Source organism: Devosia sp. (genome assembly GCF_036676215.1).
Lineage (GTDB): Bacteria > Pseudomonadota > Alphaproteobacteria > Rhizobiales > Devosiaceae > Devosia.
On sequence record NZ_JAKFDJ010000015.1, the window covers coordinates 1 to 16,118 of the forward strand.

The 16,118-nt window shown below is 64.6% G+C and carries 15 protein-coding genes and 1 tRNA gene; 13 read left to right on the forward strand and 3 right to left on the reverse strand.

The features are described 5' to 3' along the window. Positions 1 to 155 precede the first annotated feature (155 nt). The 11 genes from rplT to V6M52_RS00905 all read left to right on the forward strand — a co-directional run bounded on the left by rplT (position 156) and on the right by V6M52_RS00905 (position 11,264). The gene (rplT, locus tag V6M52_RS00850) at positions 156 to 557 is read left to right on the forward strand and encodes a 50S ribosomal protein L20 (RefSeq protein ID WP_332690983.1); all 402 of its coding nucleotides are present in this window, start codon (positions 156 to 158) and stop codon (positions 555 to 557) included. Positions 558 to 668: 111 nt separating this feature from the next. Beyond that, positions 669 to 1,799, forward strand: a complete 1,131-nt coding sequence (pheS, locus tag V6M52_RS00855) for a phenylalanine--tRNA ligase subunit alpha (RefSeq protein WP_332698440.1) — start codon at positions 669 to 671, stop codon at positions 1,797 to 1,799. A 189-nt stretch (positions 1,800 to 1,988) separates the two neighbouring features. Then, positions 1,989 to 3,032, forward strand: a complete 1,044-nt coding sequence (locus V6M52_RS00860) for an ASCH domain-containing protein (RefSeq protein ID WP_332698443.1) — start codon at positions 1,989 to 1,991, stop codon at positions 3,030 to 3,032. Positions 3,033 to 3,044: 12 nt separating this feature from the next. Next, positions 3,045 to 5,462 (forward strand): phenylalanine--tRNA ligase subunit beta, encoded by a 2,418-nt coding sequence (gene pheT, locus V6M52_RS00865; RefSeq protein ID WP_332698446.1) that lies wholly within the window; start codon positions 3,045 to 3,047, stop codon positions 5,460 to 5,462. Positions 5,463 to 5,637: 175 nt separating this feature from the next. Then, on the forward strand, positions 5,638 to 6,006 hold the full coding sequence (locus V6M52_RS19925; protein ID WP_442881793.1) for a YegP family protein: 369 nt from the start codon (positions 5,638 to 5,640) through the stop codon (positions 6,004 to 6,006). A 78-nt stretch (positions 6,007 to 6,084) separates the two neighbouring features. Further along, a complete protein-coding gene (locus tag V6M52_RS00880) occupies positions 6,085 to 6,885 on the forward strand; it encodes a transporter substrate-binding domain-containing protein (protein ID WP_332698449.1) in 801 nt (266 codons plus the stop codon). Between the two features lie 43 nt (positions 6,886 to 6,928). Further along, positions 6,929 to 7,729: an amino acid ABC transporter permease gene (locus V6M52_RS00885; protein ID WP_332690997.1), complete on the forward strand. Its 801-nt coding sequence runs from the start codon at positions 6,929 to 6,931 to the stop codon at positions 7,727 to 7,729. Between the two features lie 85 nt (positions 7,730 to 7,814). Continuing rightward, entirely contained in the window at positions 7,815 to 8,291 is a 477-nt protein-coding gene (locus tag V6M52_RS00890) for a CreA family protein (protein WP_442881794.1), read from the forward strand. A 91-nt stretch (positions 8,292 to 8,382) separates the two neighbouring features. Next, positions 8,383 to 8,586 carry a hypothetical protein gene (locus V6M52_RS00895; protein ID WP_332691003.1) on the forward strand — a complete coding sequence of 68 codons (204 nt, stop codon included), beginning with the start codon at positions 8,383 to 8,385 and terminating at the stop codon, positions 8,584 to 8,586. Between the two features lie 162 nt (positions 8,587 to 8,748). After that, positions 8,749 to 9,384, forward strand: a complete 636-nt coding sequence (locus tag V6M52_RS00900) for a peroxiredoxin (RefSeq protein WP_332691006.1) — start codon at positions 8,749 to 8,751, stop codon at positions 9,382 to 9,384. A gap of 131 nt (positions 9,385 to 9,515) precedes the next feature. Further along, on the forward strand, positions 9,516 to 11,264 hold the full coding sequence (locus V6M52_RS00905) for a hypothetical protein (RefSeq protein ID WP_332698455.1): 1,749 nt from the start codon (positions 9,516 to 9,518) through the stop codon (positions 11,262 to 11,264). Between the two features lie 15 nt (positions 11,265 to 11,279). On the opposite strand, the gene V6M52_RS00910 is transcribed toward V6M52_RS00905, so the two are convergent. After that, positions 11,280 to 12,704, reverse strand: a complete 1,425-nt coding sequence (locus V6M52_RS00910) for an MFS transporter (RefSeq protein ID WP_332691012.1) — start codon at positions 12,702 to 12,704, stop codon at positions 11,280 to 11,282. Between the two features lie 165 nt (positions 12,705 to 12,869). Here V6M52_RS00910 and V6M52_RS00915 point away from each other — a divergent pair, with 165 nt between their 5' ends. Beyond that, on the forward strand, positions 12,870 to 14,657 hold the full coding sequence (locus V6M52_RS00915; RefSeq protein ID WP_332698458.1) for a hypothetical protein: 1,788 nt from the start codon (positions 12,870 to 12,872) through the stop codon (positions 14,655 to 14,657). Between the two features lie 80 nt (positions 14,658 to 14,737). Here the strand turns inward: V6M52_RS00915 and msrA are convergent, their stop codons facing one another. Continuing rightward, positions 14,738 to 15,400, reverse strand: coding sequence for a peptide-methionine (S)-S-oxide reductase MsrA (gene msrA, locus V6M52_RS00920; protein WP_332698461.1), 663 nt, complete (start codon positions 15,398 to 15,400; stop codon positions 14,738 to 14,740). Positions 15,401 to 15,460: 60 nt separating this feature from the next. Further along, positions 15,461 to 15,784: a hypothetical protein gene (locus V6M52_RS00925; RefSeq protein ID WP_332691021.1), complete on the reverse strand. Its 324-nt coding sequence runs from the start codon at positions 15,782 to 15,784 to the stop codon at positions 15,461 to 15,463. A gap of 244 nt (positions 15,785 to 16,028) precedes the next feature. Here V6M52_RS00925 and V6M52_RS00930 point away from each other — a divergent pair. Continuing rightward, a tRNA-Ser gene (locus V6M52_RS00930) sits at positions 16,029 to 16,118 on the forward strand.

Below are 16,118 nucleotides of genomic sequence, written 5' to 3' on the forward strand. Positions count from 1 at the left end.
AAGGCAGGCGTCGCCGGCAAGCGCCACCGCCTGATCAACCACAACGCCAAGTACATCCGCACCAACCGCGGCACCAAGATCCTGTCCAAGGGCGACGAGGGTCTGGTCAAGTGGTACATGCCGTACAACCGCTAACGCTGAAAGGAAGCTGACACATGTCACGCGTTAAAAGAGGCGTTACCAATCACGCCCGTCACAAGAAGGTCTTGAAGGCTGCGGAGGGCTATTATGGCCGCCGCAAGTCCACGATCCGTATCGCCAAGCAGGCCGTCGAAAAGGCCGGCCAGTACGCGTACCGCGATCGTCGCGTCAAGAAGCGCAATTTCCGCGCGCTCTGGATCCAGCGTATCAACGCTGCCGTGCGCGACTACGGGCTAACCTATGGTCGATTTATCGACGGCCTCAGCAAGGCTGAGGTTGCCGTTGACCGCAAGGTGCTGAGCGATCTCGCGATCACCCAGCCCGAAGCGTTCGGCGTGCTGGTCGCCAAGGCCAAGGCAGCACTCGCGTATCTCGAAAAGGTCGATGCTACGACCCACGCGCGCGTCACCGCCTAACACTCCCCAGCTTCGCTGAGGTCAAATTAGCGCCTTGCGCCGCCTGAGAAGGCTGGCGCGGGGCGTTTTGTTTTGCTCTAACCGCCGCAATCGTCCGAGTTGAGAAATCCCATGTCCCTCGATAGCCAGATCGACACCCTCCGCGCCGAGCTTTCGGCCGCCATTGCCGCCGCTGGTGACGACACCGCGCTCGACGCCGTGCGCGTCGCGGCCCTGGGCAAGAAGGGCAGCGTCTCGGCGCTCCTCGCCTCGCTCGGTTCCATGGCCCCCGAAGAGCGCAAAAGCGCCGGCCCCGCCATCAACGGGCTCAAGACCGAAATTGCTGGCCTGATCGAGGCCAAGAGCGCCGGGCTCAAATCCGCCGCCCTCGACGCCCGCCTCAAGGCCGAAACCGTCGATATCACCCTGCCATTGCAGGCTGCGCCCACCGCGCGCGGCCGCATCCATCCGATCAGCCAGACCATCGACGAGATCACCGCGATCTTCTCGGACATGGGCTTCTCGATCGCCGAAGGCCCCGATATCGAGACCGACTATTTCAACTTCACCGCGCTGAACTTCCCCGAAGGTCACCCCGCGCGCGAAATGCACGACACCTTCTTCATGAAGCCCGGTGCCGATGGCATCAAGAAGGTGCTGCGCACCCACACCTCGCCGGTGCAGATGCGCGTCATGCAGAAGACCAATGAAAAGCCGGCCGCCGGCTACATCACCCCGGCCATGGATCCGCCCATCCGCGTGGTCATGCCCGGCCGCACCTATCGCAATGACAGTGACCAGACCCATACCCCGATGTTCCATCAGGTCGAGGGCCTCGTCATCGACAAGTCCAGCCATATCGGCCAGCTGCGCTGGGTGCTCGAGGAATTCCTCAAGGCCTATTTCGAGGTCCCCAACGTCACGCTGCGCTTCCGCCCCAGCTTCTTCCCCTTCACCGAGCCGTCGATGGAAGTCGACGTGCAGTGCGATCGCTCGGGCAACGAGGTCAAGATCGGCGAGGGCAGCGACTGGCTCGAAATCCTCGGCTGCGGCATGGTCCACCCCAATGTGATCCGCAATGCCGGCCTCGACCCCGATGTCTACCAGGGCTTCGCCTGGGGCATGGGCATCGATCGCATCGCCATGCTGAAATACGGCATGCCCGACCTGCGCGCCTTCTTCGACGCCGACCAGCGCTGGCTCGACCACTACGGCTTCCGCCCGCTCGACCTGCCGACGCTGTTCGGGGGGCTGAGCAGCTAGGATGCTTGGCTTTCAAGAAGACAGCCCGGCTCCTCAGTCGACACCCTCCCCCTTGCGGGGAGGGATCAAGGGTGGGGGGCGGTTGGCCCCGATATCCGGGCTCTCGCACCCCCTCCCGGCCTCCCCCGTCGAGGGGGAGGTGTCGCTCGGTGGATGGAACCCGTTCCGTGGACGAGAGGGTCGGCGCCAGTGACCGCTCTCCCGCCCCAATACGCCTCTGCCATCCAGTTCAGCTTCGGCGACTCGCCGCAGCTCAACGATGAGCTTTTGGCCCTCGTGCTCGCCGGCAAGAAGACCGCGACCTGCGGCGCCCTGCGCGGTTACGGGCCGGGCGGGGAGCCCATGCCGGAAGTCGGCCGCCGCGACGTGGTGCTCAATGGCGCGGGCGAACCTGCCGCGGTGATCGAAACCCAGAGCGTCGAAACCCTGCGCTTCGACGATGTCGCCCCCAGCTTCACCGACCGCGAAGGCGAGGGCGATTACGCCCAATGGCGCGCCGGCCACGAGGCCTATTTCGCCCGCAATGGCGGCTTTTCGCCGGACATGGATGTGGTCTGCGAGACCTTCCGGCTGGTCACCGTGCTGCCGGCGGGACGTGACGTCTATAATCGCGTCGCCTCGCCCATCTTCATCGTCACCGATATCGAAAGCGACGGCCCCACTCCGCTGCACAATTCCATGCTGAGCTTCGCCTCGGTCGCCATCGAGGCCGACGGCACCAGCCATGGCGATTTCGAAGCGGTGCTGAAACCCCGCTCCGATCGCACCACCAACGAGACCACCATGGCATGGTGGTCCACCCAGCCCGAAGCCTGGGAGGCCGCGACCAATGGCGCCGAAGACCCGGCTTTGGTCATGCCACGCTTTGCCGATTGGGTGGAAAGCCTGCCCGGTCCCAAGGTCTTCGTCGCCGCGCCGATGATCTTCGACGGGCTGTGGATGGATCACTATCTCGACGAATATGCCGGCACCCGCGCTTTGTCCGGCCCCTTCAAGGGCCGCCAGATCTTCCGCGGCGGCGGCGTCTGCCTCTATACCATGGCCGGCACCCTGCGCGGCGCCCCCTATCTCGATTGGGGCATGAGCAAGCTGCCGGCCGAATTCTACGGCCATATCGCCCACACCCACAAAGCCATCGATGATGCCCGCGGCTTCGCCAACGTCCTCGTCGAACTGATGAAAATTTCCCGTGCTTTGCCGCCGATCAACGGCAGCAAGTCCGATTTCCGCTAAGGTGCTCAACACATGAAATTCACCCTCGACTGGCTCAAGGAGCACCTCGATACCGATGCGTCACCCGACGAGATCGGCAAGACGCTGACCCTGGTCGGCCTCGAAGTCGAGGGCATGGAGGATCAGGGCAAGCAGCTCTCGGCCTTCGTTACCGCCCATGTCGTCTCGGCCGAACAGCACCCCAATGCCGACAAGCTGCGCGTCTGCAAGGTCGACGCCGGCAGCGGTGAATTGATCGACGTGGTCTGCGGCGCCCCCAATGCCCGCACCGGCCTCAAGTCGGTCTTCGCCTTCCCCGGCACCTATATCCCGGGCAAGGACATGACCATCGGCAAGGGCAATATCCGTGGGCAGGTGTCCAACGGCATGCTCTGCTCCAATGCCGAACTGGAACTTTCCAACGATCACGACGGCATTATCGAGCTGCCCGCCGATGCGCCCATCGGCGTCAAATATACCGAATATGCCGGCATTGGCGGGGTGGTCTTCGACATTTCCATCACCCCCAATCGTGGCGACGCCACCGGCGTCTATGGCATAGCGCGCGATCTCGCGGCCTTCGGCCTCGGCACGCTCAAAGCCACCGACATGTCGCCGGTCGCGTCGAACGGTCCGAGCCCCATCGCGCCCCTGCCGCACCAGTTCGGCGCCGACGAGCCCAAGGCGATCCGCAAGTTCGCCGGCCGCTATATCAAGGGCATCAAAAACGGTCCGTCCCCCGCCTGGCTGCAGCAGCGCCTGCGCGCTGTGGGCCTGCGTCCCATCAACACCATTGTTGATATCACCAACCTGGTCTCGCTCGGCTGGGGCCGCCCGCTGCATGCCTATGATGCCGATAAGCTCAATGGCCAGCCCGTGCTGCGCAATGCCCGCAACGAGGCTTTCGACGCGCTCGACAACAAGGTCTATACCCTCGACGAGACCATGACCGTCATCGCCGACGATACCGGCCCGCTCTGCCTCGGCGGCATCATGGGCGGCATCCGCTCCGGCGTTACCGACGAGACCGTCAACGTCTTCATGGAATGCGCCAGCTGGGATCCCGAGCTGATCGCCCGCACCGGCCGCAAGACCGGCATCGTCAGCGACGCCCGCTATCGCCTCGAGCGCCATGTCGATCCGGCTTTGACCGAACCGGGCCTGGAACTCGCCACCCGCCTCGTGCTCGAACTCTGCGGCGGCACGCCGCTTGAGCCGGCCATTTCGGGCGAAGACGTGTTGCCGAACACGACTGTCGAATTCCCGCTCTCCGAAGTCCGCCGCCTCACCGGGCTCGAAGTCGAGCCGATGGTGGCCACCGCCATCCTGTCGCGCCTCGGTTTCGAAATGACCGGCAAGGGTGACACCTTCACCGTCAAGGTGCCGTCATGGCGCCCCGACGTGACGCAGAAGGCCGACCTGGTCGAAGAAGTCATGCGCATGGTTGGCGTCGACAATGTCCCGGTCGAGCCGCTCCCGCGTCTCAGCCACGTCGCGCCGCGCATGCTCACCACCATCCAGAACCGCCGCCGCATTGCCCGCCGGGCGCTGGCATCGCGCGGTCTGGATGAGGCCGTCACCTGGTCCTTCATCTCCAATGAGCAAGCCACTCGCTTCGGTGGCGGGCAGGAAAGCCTGCAGCTGGCCAATGCCATCGCCTCCGACATGACCGACATGCGGCCCTCCTTGCTGCCCGGCCTGCTGGCGGCCGCCCGCCGCAATGCCAATCGTGGCACGGCCGATCTGGCCCTGTTCGAAGTCGGCCAGGTCTTCCTCTCCGACGCGCCCGAGGGCCAGCACACCTATGCCACCGGCATCCGCACCGGCACGGCAAAGCTCGATGGTTCGGGCCGCCACTGGTCCGGCAAGGCCGAGCCCGTCACCGTCTTCGACGCCAAGGCCGACCTCGCCGCCGTGCTTGACGCCCTGGGCTATGACATCGACAAGGTGCAGCTCTTTGCCGAGCCGGCGCCCTGGAGCCATCCCGGCCGCGGCGGCCGTATTGCCCAGGGTCCCAAGACCCTCGGCTGGTTCGGCGAACTCCACCCGGCCTGGGCAGCCGAGCTCGATCTCGACTTCCCCGTCGCCGCTTTCGAGCTCGATCTCGATGCTCTCCCTGAGCCGCGCAAGAAGCCGACCCGCACCAAGCCGGCCCTCGATCTCTCGGCGCTGATGCCGCTGACCCGCGATTTCGCCTTCGTGGTCGACAAGGCGGTCACCGCCGGCGCCATCCTCAAGGCCGCCCGCGGTGCCGACAAGGTGCTGATCCGCGACGTTAATGTCTTTGACGTCTTCGAAGGCAGCCATGTCGGCGAGGGCAAGAAGTCCGTCGCCATCGCGGTGACGCTGCAGCCCAGTGACAAGACGCTCACCGAGGAAGAAATCGACAAGATTTCCGCCAGCATAATTGCAGCAGTCACCAAGCAATCTGGCGGCATGCTGCGCACCTGAGATGGTGCAGTCGACACCCTCCCCCTTGCGGGGAGGGATCAAGGGTGGGGGGTGTTTGGCCCGAATGTCGGGGCTCTCAATACCCCTTCCCCCCTCTATTCTTCTGCTGACAGTACGTTACTCTGCTCTTCGCAAAGCGGCCCGGTCGCGGCCGCTCCTGAGGAGGGCCAGCGTCATGGCGCATAAGTTCAAGATCACCGCCGCCGCCAACGACCAGTTCAAATTCGCCTTTGTTTACAATGCCGAACCCATCGTCTGGTCGGAAAACTACAAGCAGAAGGCCAGCGCCAACTCGGCCATCGACTCGCTCAAAAAGAACGCCCCCGCCGCCCCCACGGTCGATCTGACCAAGGGCGAAGCGGGCAAGGGCTACCGCTTCGAGATCGACGCTTCGAAAGACGAACAGTTCTACATCCGCTTCGTCGCCTCCAACGGCGAAACCATGGTGCGCTCCGAGCGCTACAAGCAGAAGTCCAGCGCGGTAAACGCCATCGACTCGGTCAAGAAGAACGGCCCCGACGCCGAAGTGGTCGACGAGAGTTGAGAACCGGAAATCCCGTTTCCAACCCCTGACCGTCTGGTCTAGTCTGCCGGCAAACACGCACCGGGAGACTGCCGCCTCATGCCAAACCTGACCAAGCTGCTTGCCGCCGCCGCGGCCACTTTTGCCTTGGGCCTCACCGCCACGCAGGCGCAGGACCTGCCCGATCTGGGCGGCCGCACCATCCTGGCCGTCACCGAAAACGCCTATGTCCCGCTCAATTTCGCCGATCCGACCACCGGCGAAGGCATCGGCTTTGAATATGATCTTTTCAACGAGATCGGCAAACGCCTCAATGCCGGCGTTCGCTGGGAGCTGACCAGCTGGGACGTGATGATCCAGTCGGTGCGCGACGGCCAGTTCGATGTCGGCATGGACGGCATCACCATCAATGACGAGCGCAAGGGCCAGGTCGATTTCTCCGACAGCTACCTGACCTCCCAGCAACTCATGCTGGTACGGGCCGACGAGACCCGCTTCTCCGATGCCGCGACCTTTGCCGCCAACACCGGCTTCCTCGTCGCCGCCCAGGCCGGCACCACCAATTTCTATGTCGCGGTCTACAACGTGCTCGATGGCGACGAGGCCAATCCGCGCATCAAGCTGTTCGACACCTTCGGCGCCTCGGTCCAGGCCCTGCAGGCCGGCGACGTCGATACCGTGCTGATGGATCAGACCTCGGCCAATGGCTATATCGGCGCCAATCCCGGCGCCTTCAAAGTGGTCGGTACCCCGCTCGGCACCGAAGATTTCGGCTTCATCTTCCCGCCCGGCTCCGACCTTGTCGCCCCGGTCAACGCTGCCTTGGCCCAGATCAAGGCCGACGGCACCATGGACACCCTGCAGCAGAAGTGGTTCTACGAATATAATTCGGCGCAGTAACGGGAATTTCGGGATCGTGGCCCCCGCCGCGATCCCCACATCCATGACCTACACCCCCCGCAAGCCCTCCATTCTCTCCCGCACCCCGTGGTGGCTCATGGCCATTGCGCTGCTCTTCGTGCTCGGCCTCTGGGGCATTATCGGCGATACCGGCTATGCCCAGATCTTCCGCGCCCTGTCCGGCGGCATCGCCACCACGCTCTGGGTCACCGCCGTCGCCTTCTTCGCCGCCACGCTGATCGGCCTGCTCATCGCCCTGGCGCGCACCTCCGGCAATCGAATACTGGTCGAACTGGCCACCTTCTATGTCGAGATCATCCGCGGCATTCCCGTCCTGGTCTTCCTGTTCTACGTCGCCTTTGTCGGCGCCCCGGCCATGGTGGGGGGCCTCAACTGGCTGCTGCAGCCCTTCGATACGGTGGTTACCATCCGCCAGTTCGATTTCGTCTGGCGCGCCATCGTGGCACTCACCATCTGCTACTCCGCCTTCATCGCCGAGATTTTCCGCGCCGGCATCGAGGCGGTCGATCGCGGGCAGATCGAGGCCGCCCGCGCGCTCGGCTTCTCGCCCTGGAAATGCTTCCGCCTCGTCACCTTCCCCCAGGCCCTGCGCACCATCCTGCCGCCTTTGGCCAATGATTTCGTCTCCATGATCAAGGACAGCGCCCTGGTCTCGGCCCTCGGCGTGCAGGACATCACCCAGCTCGGCAAGGTCTATTCCTCGGGCACCTTCCTGTTCTTCGAGACCTACAATGTGGTGGCCTTCCTCTATCTCACCATGACCATCTCGCTCTCCCTGTTGGTCCGCGTGCTCGAACGGCATCTGCGCCAGAAACGGTACTGACGCCGCGCCCTTGCGTGCCGTGGCAAATGCACCATCTATGGCCCGAACCAGGAGCCCGCCCATGCACCGTCTCGCCGCCCTCGCCATGACCGCTACTGTCGCCCTGACGCTTGCTGCCTGTGGCGATAGCCGCGAGGTCGGCAGCGTCGGCGTCGACTGGACCGGCAATGACATCTCGATCGATGCGGTCGCCGATCCCGAAGTTGATGGCGTGGTCTGCCACCTGGCCTATTTCAACCGCTCCTTCATCGATCGGCTGCAGCAGGGCAACTGGTTCGAGGACCCCTCCTATTCGGCGCTCGATTGCACGGTCACCGGCCCCATCACCATTGGCGATATCGCCACCCGCTCGGGCGGCGAGGAAATCTTCAGGGAAGGGCGCTCGCTGATCTGGAAGTCGCTGCGCGTCAGCCGCATCTATGACGCCGCCAACGATTCGCTGATCTACCTGGCCCATGCCCGCGAGATTCAGCAGGGCAGCGGCAAGATGAGCCTCTCGGTCATTCCGCTTTCGGGCGAGCAGGTCACCTGGAGCAATGGCGCCCCGGCTGCCGCCCGCTAGCAAACTTTAGCCAAATGCGATTTCATTCTGCCATGGAATGAAAATCTCCCGCGCCCAGTGTGCCTTTACGGGCGCATCTGGGAGGGTCGCTATGGGACGGTTGATGGCGTTGCTGGCCGACAATGCGGCCAACCTGCTCTTTGCCTTTGCCGCCTTCCTCATCGTCTACCTCATCGCCCGCCTGCTCAATGCATCCCCGCTGGTGGCTATGTGCTTCGGCGTGCTGCCACCGCTGGTGGCCTATATCCTGCGGCACCCCGACAGCCCCACCAGCCTTCTCGCGCTGCTGAACTAGGCCCCGTTCTCACAAGACCGCGCCATTTGGAACGCCATGGCGCTGTGTCCTCACACATTATAAAAGCATTTCGCCCCCTGCCGCTGCTTTTGGCGGCGCGGAGGACGATATTTCTAACCAAGCGCATATGGGCCATTGGCTCGACAAGGAACAGGCAAAAAGATGGCAATTCTGATTGGCGATACCGCCCCCGATTTCACCCTCGATTCCACTGAAGGCCCGATCCACTTCCACGACTATATCGATGGCTCCTGGGCCGTGCTGTTCAGCCACCCCAAGAATTTCACCCCGGTCTGCACCACCGAGCTGGGCTATACCGCCAAGCTGAAACCCGAATTCGAAAAGCGCGGCGTCAAGGTCCTGGGCCTCTCCGTCGACAAGCTCGAGGATCACGCCAGCTGGGCCAAGGACATTGTGGAAACCCAGGGCACGGCGCTCAATTTCCCGCTGCTGGCCGATACCAAGGGCGAAGTCGCCCGCCTCTATGACATGATCCATCCCAATGCCGACAATACGCTGACCGTGCGTTCGGTCTTCGTCATCGGCCCGGACAAGAAGGTCAAGCTCAAGATCGAATATCCGGCCTCCACCGGACGCAATTTCGATGAGGTCATCCGCGTCATCGACAGCCTGCAGCTCACTGCCAAATTCTCCGTCGCCACCCCGGTGAACTGGAAGAACGGTGAGGATGTCATCATCGGTTCGTCCGTCTCGCCCGAGGCCGCCAAGGAAAAATTCCCCGAAGGCTGGAAGGAACTGAAGCCCTATCTGCGCATTGTCCCCCAGCCCCGCGCCTAGCGGGGAGACAACGTTTTCTCCCTGACGAACTGGGCGGTGGCATTGCTACCGCCCTTCTTTTGCCGTCCCGCTTTAATCCGGCTTAACCTGCCATTGCTATGGCTATCCCCGGTCGAGGCGGGGCGTCGCACATGGGTTGGGTGGGACAAAAATGGTTCGAGGTCGTCCTGGTCTGGGCGGTCATCGCCATTGCGCTCAGCATTGCCGCCCTCATCGGGGGCAATCCCCCCAAGGTCGATGGCGACGATGCCATGCGCCTGGTCCAGGCCATCGATCTGTTCAACGGCCAGTCCTGGTTCGACACCACCCAATATCGCGACAACGCGCCGTTTGGCGCGCCGATGCACTGGTCTCGCCTCGTCGATGCGCCGCTGGTCCTGCTCATCGCCCTGTTCACGCCCTTCGTCCATGGGACCGCCCCCTTCTGGGCGGCCTTCGTCTGGCCACTGCTGGTGCTTCTGGCAACGGTGGCGCTGCTGGCCGAACTGACCGAGCGCCTGGCCGGCCCCGCCGCCCGCCTGCCGGCGCTGGGCCTGCTGGCCATGGCTATCGCCATCTATACCGAATTCATGCCCGGCCGGGTCGACCACCATAATGTCCAGATCGCCCTCACCCTGGCCCTGATCCTCGCCAGCCTCATGGGGCGCTATAGCATCGGCTGGGCCATTGCTGCCGGCCTCATCGCCGCCACCGGTCTCGCCATCGGCACCGAAGTTCTGCCCTCGGTCATTGCTGCGCTCATCTGCTTTGCCCTTTATTGGCTGGTCGAGCCCCAGCGCGGCCGGCCGCAGCTCCTTGCCTTCGCCGCCAGCTTCCCGGCCGCCCTGCTGCTGCATCTGTTGGCGTCCGGCCCCGTGCAGGCCTGGCTGGCGCCGGCCTGCGACGCGCTGTCGGCCACCTATGTCGTGGCTGGCACCTGCTACGGCCTCGCCATGCTGGCCGCCGTGCTGGCTGGCCCCTTCCTGCGTCATGCGGCAGCCCGGCTGGGCGTGCTGGCACTGCTCGCTGTCCTGTCGCTTGCTGTGGTACTGTGGCTCTTTCCCGAATGCCGCAATGGGCCCTACGGCAATCTCGATCCGGATCTGGCCAATATCCTGTTGTCCGAAATCGGCGAGGCGCAGCCGATCTGGATCTGGGGCAGCCAGATGCGGGCGCAGGTCGCCCTGCTCGTCATGCCGGTGCTGGGCATGGCCGCCGTATTGCTGGTGACCACGCTGGCGCCCGCCGATCAGCGCTGGCGCTGGCTGGTGCTGGCCGGCTTCTGCCTGGCCCTGTTCGCCGTCTTCTGCCTGCAGGTGCGTGGATTTCGCCTGCTCAGCATTGCCATCCTGCCGGGTCCCGCATGGCTGGTCTGGCGTGTCTGGACCTGGTTTCAATCCCGCCAGACGCTCGCTGCGGCCGCCCAGGCCGGAGTGACCGTGCTGGCCTTCATGAGTGCGGCCCACTGGACGCTGTTCACCTATGCCTATGCCATGTTCGCACCGGTGCCGCCCGCCACCGACACGAATAGTTGGGAGGCCTGCCTCGAACGGCCCGCCTACCAATCCCTGGCCGCCCTGCCGCCGGGCCGATTGATGTCTTTCCTGCTGATCGGCCCGCAATTGCTGCTCGAGACGCCCCATTCCATCGTCTCGGCCGGCTATCACCGCAACGAATCCGGCCTGCGCGACATGGTGCGATTCTATGCCGGCGGCGAGGCCGAAGCGCGGGCCGTGGCCAGCGAGCGGGATCTTGATTACCTGGTGTTCTGCCGCGGCCTGCCGGCCAGTCTGGCGCTCCATGACGTTCCCGATTTCGAGGGCCTCTCCTGGTCCTGGCTGGTTCCCGTCAGCCCGCCCGACGCCGTCATCCAGATCTACGCCATCGACCTCGCCCGTTAGGATCGAGGCCGGCCGTCACCCCGCCGCGAAGCTTGAGCTGGTGTCCTGCGGTCGCACTAGGCCCGCCGTCCGCCAGGCCGCCAAAAAGGCCAGGGCCGCCATGGCCGCGCCCAGCACGAAGACAGGAGTGATCGCCTGCTGAATCGCGGCGGCGCCGGTCGCCGTGGCATAGCCCGCGCCATTGGCCGCTACCCCAGCCAGCGCCGCGCCGATGGCATTGCCCGCCGATTGCGTGGTCGGAATCAGGGCCGAGGTACGATCGCGGTCGGCATCGCTCGAGGCTTCCATCAGCGTCAGGTTGAGATAGCCGTTGGAAATGCCGAACCCGGCGCCGATCGCCAGTTGCGCCACCAGCAGCACGGCCAATTGTCCGGTCAGCAGCCCCGTCAACACGCCGAGCAGCCCCAGCGACAGCAGGGCCGGCCCGGTGCGGATCAGCACCTTGCGGGTCTCGCGCTGGCGCACATTGGCCACGACGATTGCCGACAGGCTCCAGGCCACCGCCATCACCGCGCCGATGCCGCCCGCCAGCGTCGGGCCATAGCCCCATAGCTGTTGCACCAGGAGCACCAGATAGACCGCCGAGGTTGCGCCGGCCACCGGCATCAGCAGTGCCACCCACAGACCGCTACCCACTGTCGTGTCGGGCCAGAAGGCGCCGGTCGGCATCAGTCGCGTCCGGCTGCGCCGGTCGAGCTGTACTGCGCCCACCAGCATCGCTGCTGCGCCTGCCAGCAGCCCCGTAGCCTGCAGCGGCGGCGCGATGCCGGCCAGCGCCACCAGCATGATGCCGCCCCCGATAACCACCAGCCGGATCCCCGGAAAGCCAGGGCTCTCCACCACATCGTTCGATTTGCCTGGCACGCGAAACGCCACCATCGCCGCAAAGATCAGCACCACCGGCACATTGATCAGGAATGCCGCCCGCCACGACACGAGCTCGGTCAAGAGGCCCGCCAGCACCGGGCCGCCAAATGCCGCCACGGCCCAGATCACCGCCTGCATGCCGAACACCTTGGGCACCAGACGCGAGGGAAACAGTTCCGGAATCAGCGCAAAGCAGATTGCCGCCACTACCCCTTCGCCCAGCCCCTGAAACGAACGGCCGATCAACACCTCGGTCATGCTCGAGGCATTGGCCGCAATCAGCGTTCCCACCAGGAATACCCCGCCCGACACAATCAGCGCCATGCGCGAGCCCAGCCGCTGCTTGAGCAGGGCGGCCCCGGCCCCACCCATGATGGCAAGGACCAGATAGAGCGTCAGTGCCCACGAAATCAGCGCCACCCCGCCCAGCTGCTGCACTGCCGTTGGCAGCGCCACCGATGCCAGAAAGGCATTGAACGCAAACAGCGCCACACCCAGGCACAGGATCAGCGTGACCGTCGCATAGCGCGGCGTGAAGATTTCGGCCCAACTGCCACTTTGCGAATCCGACATGATGAAATCCATAATTAAAAAAGAACTAGCTTGTTATATTCTGTCCGGTGCAAAAGCAATGCGCTTGTGAGGCGGCTGCAAACGCCCCAAGGTCTCCGTCCAGTTTCCACACCATTTTAACCCGCTCTGGTGCACCCTGCTGCCTCCCACGCCCAGGATATTCCCTTGATCAGCCAGACTTCCGCCCGCCGCGGCCCTGATCTTCGTCTCCTTGCCCTGGTCTTCCTGGCGGCGGTGACCATCCTGCTGGTCCGCACACTCTATGGCCGCAACGGCATGCCCTACTTCGCCGATACCGACGACGCCATGCGCATGGTCATGGTGCGCGATTTCCTCGGCGGGCAGGGCTGGTACGATCTCACCGCCCATCGCCTCAATACGCCCTGGGGCGCCGAACTGCATTGGTCGCGCCTGGTGGACCTGCCTCTGGCCTTGCTAGTCATGGCCTTCACCCCGCTACTGGGCATGGATGGCGCGCTTGTCGCGGCCGGTTATGTCTGGCCCATGCTGTTGCTCGCCCTGCTGCTCTGGGTCAGTGCGCTGTTGGCGCATCGCCTCGTCGGCCCGGATGGCGTGCTTCCCGCTCTGGTCCTGCCGGTGCTTAGCCCCGCCATCACCGCCGAGTTCACACCCGGCCGGGTCGATCATCACAACGTCATCATCCTGCTCACCCTGGCCATGGTCTGGACCGGCATCGAGGCCCTGCGCCGGCCGCGCTTTGCGCTGCTGTGCGGCCTTTGTGCCGCCACCGCCCTCGCCATCGCCACCGAAGCGCTCCCCACCATTGCCGCAGCCATCCTCGTCATGGGGCTGGCCTGGGTGTTCGATACTGCCCGCGCCAGTGCCATGCGGGGTTTCGGCCTCGCCTTCGCGCTCGGTTCCGTCGTCCACCTCGCCATCTTCCGCCCGCCCGCCCGCTGGCTGGAGGCGGCCTGCGACGTCATCTCGCCAGTCTACGTGGCCGTGGCCCTTGTCGTCGGCGCCGTCTTCACCCTTGCCAGCCTGATGCCGCCGCGCGACGCCTGGCAGCGCTTCCTGCTGCTGGCTGTTCTGGGTCTCGCCGGCCTGGCTTTGGTCGTCATGGCCTATCCGCAATGCCTCGGCGGCCCCTATGGCAATCTCGATCCCTGGCTGCAGGCCAACTGGATCGCCGCCATCGTCGAGGCGCGGCCCTGGTTTAACAATCTGTTCGAACTGCCGGCCTATGCCATGGCCGTCGGCGTGCCTGTCCTGCTCGGCGCCATCGTGGTGCTCTGGCGCTTGTGGCGGGTGCGCGAGGGCCGCGCCGAATGGGCAGCTCTACTGGTGTTTCTGGGTCTCACCGCCGTTGTCATGCTGGCCCAGGTGCGCGGCGCCCGCCTCGCGGTCATGCCCGCCATGCCGGCCGCCGCTTGGCTCATCGTCACCGCCCGCCAGCGCTATCTTGCCGCCCCGCGCGTCCCCGCCATTGCCGGCCTCGTGCTGAGCTGGCTGGCCTTTTCCGGGGTCGTGCTGTCGCTGCTGGTGACGGCACTGGTCAATGTCGTGCCCAGCCGCGCCCAGACCGTGTCCGAGGTCCGCGCCAGCAAGGAGCCCTGCCTGGTTCCCGCCGCCTTTGCCGATCTGGCGGCACTGCCGCCCGAGCGCGTCATGAGTCCCATCGATCTGGGCGCGCACCTGCTGCTATATACCCCGCATGAAGTGGTCGCCGCCCCCTATCACCGAAACCAGCAGGGCGTGTTGGACGCCTTCCACTTCTTCAACGACCCCATCGCCGATGCCCGCGCCATTCTCGATGCCCGCGGAATTGGCCTCGTCGTGCTCTGCCCCGGCATGCCCGAACTCCAGGGCATCTCAGGCAAGGCCGAAGACAGCTTCGTCAACCTCTATGCCGCCGGCACCCTCCCGGCCTGGCTCGCCGATGTCAGCCTGCCCGACGGCGCGCTTAGGGTCTTCGCCGTGCTGCCCGAGTAAACGGTCCGCAAATGCGAAAACGCCGACCCGGTGATCCGGATCGGCGTTTTCCATCATTCATTGGTTGTTCACAGTGGTGACTATTCTGCGGCAGCCGTCACCCCCAGCCCGATCGGGCAGGAGACCCCGGTGCCGGCCAGCCCGCAATAACCGCGCGGATTTTTGGCCAGATACTGCTGGTGATAAGTCTCGGCATAGAAGAACTCGGCAGCCGGGGATATCTCGGTGGTGATTCGCCCAAGCCCCCTGGCGCTCAGCGCTGCCTGATAGGCCTGCCGGCTCTGCTCCACCACCGCAGCCTGTTCGGGCGTGGTGGTATAGATGGCCGAGCGATACTGCGTGCCCACATCATTGCCCTGGCGCATGCCCTGGGTCGGGTCATGCTCTTCCCAGAAGCTCCTGAGCAGCTTTTCGAGGCTGATCTGGCTGGGGTCATAGACCACCTTCACCGCCTCGGTATGGCCAGTGCGGCCCGAGCAGACCTCTTCATAGCTTGGGTTTGGCGTCGCCCCACCCTGGTAGCCGACGGCGGTGACGATTACCCCCGGCAATTGCCAGAACAGGCGCTCCGCACCCCAGAAACAGCCCAGCGCGAAATAGACGATTTCGGCGCCGACGGGGTAGGGACCCTTCAGATTCTGGCCGTTGACGAAGTGCTCGCTGGTCACGACCATCTCGGTGTTGCGGCCGGGCAGGGCCTCGGCAGCATTGGGAATGCTGGTGGGTTTGGATTTGAAGAACATGTCGCATCTTCCTTTCACAGCACTATTCGCAGGCGCCGCCGGCCGGGTTACAGGCGTTGATCAGATCTGGTCCTGCCGCAGGAAACGTTCCCGCCGCGGTGCCCGCCCCAGCAGCGCCAGCACTATTCCCGGCACGCCGAACACGGCAAAGGCCGGATAGCCCAGCGCGGCCTTGAGCGCGGCATCCAGCAGGTCGGCAAAGAACCGGCTCTCGAAAAACCCCGCCACTGCGACGAGGCTCGGCGGATGCAGATGCGTCCACAAATCCGCCAGGCTCGTAAAGACCAGGGCGTTGGCACCAAGCGATTTGGTGCCATCGACAACAAGCAAAACCAGCGCCAGGCCGATCAGCCAGGTGCCCAATATTCTCAAGATCAGCCGCATTCCCATTCCCTGTGCTGACGGGGATAAGTTGAGGCTGGCCCACCCGTTCCGCCCCGTGCACAAGTTTGTTTGTGCCATGCCGGGCGGCTCGCTCACAAGATGGGAAGCCCCTGCCGCAAAAACAATCGTCATCCCGGCGTCGTGATCCCTTGCGCCCAAGGCGGCGATAAGTATATTGCGCCTCGCTCGCGTCGGCTTTACCGCCGGCCCCTCCGGCCCTTCCAGCCCGGGGATAAGGCGATGCGGAGAGATGGCCGAGTGGTCGAAGGCGCACGCCTGGAAAGTGTGTAGGCGGGGAACCGTCTCAAGGGTTCGAATCCCTTTCTCTCCGCCA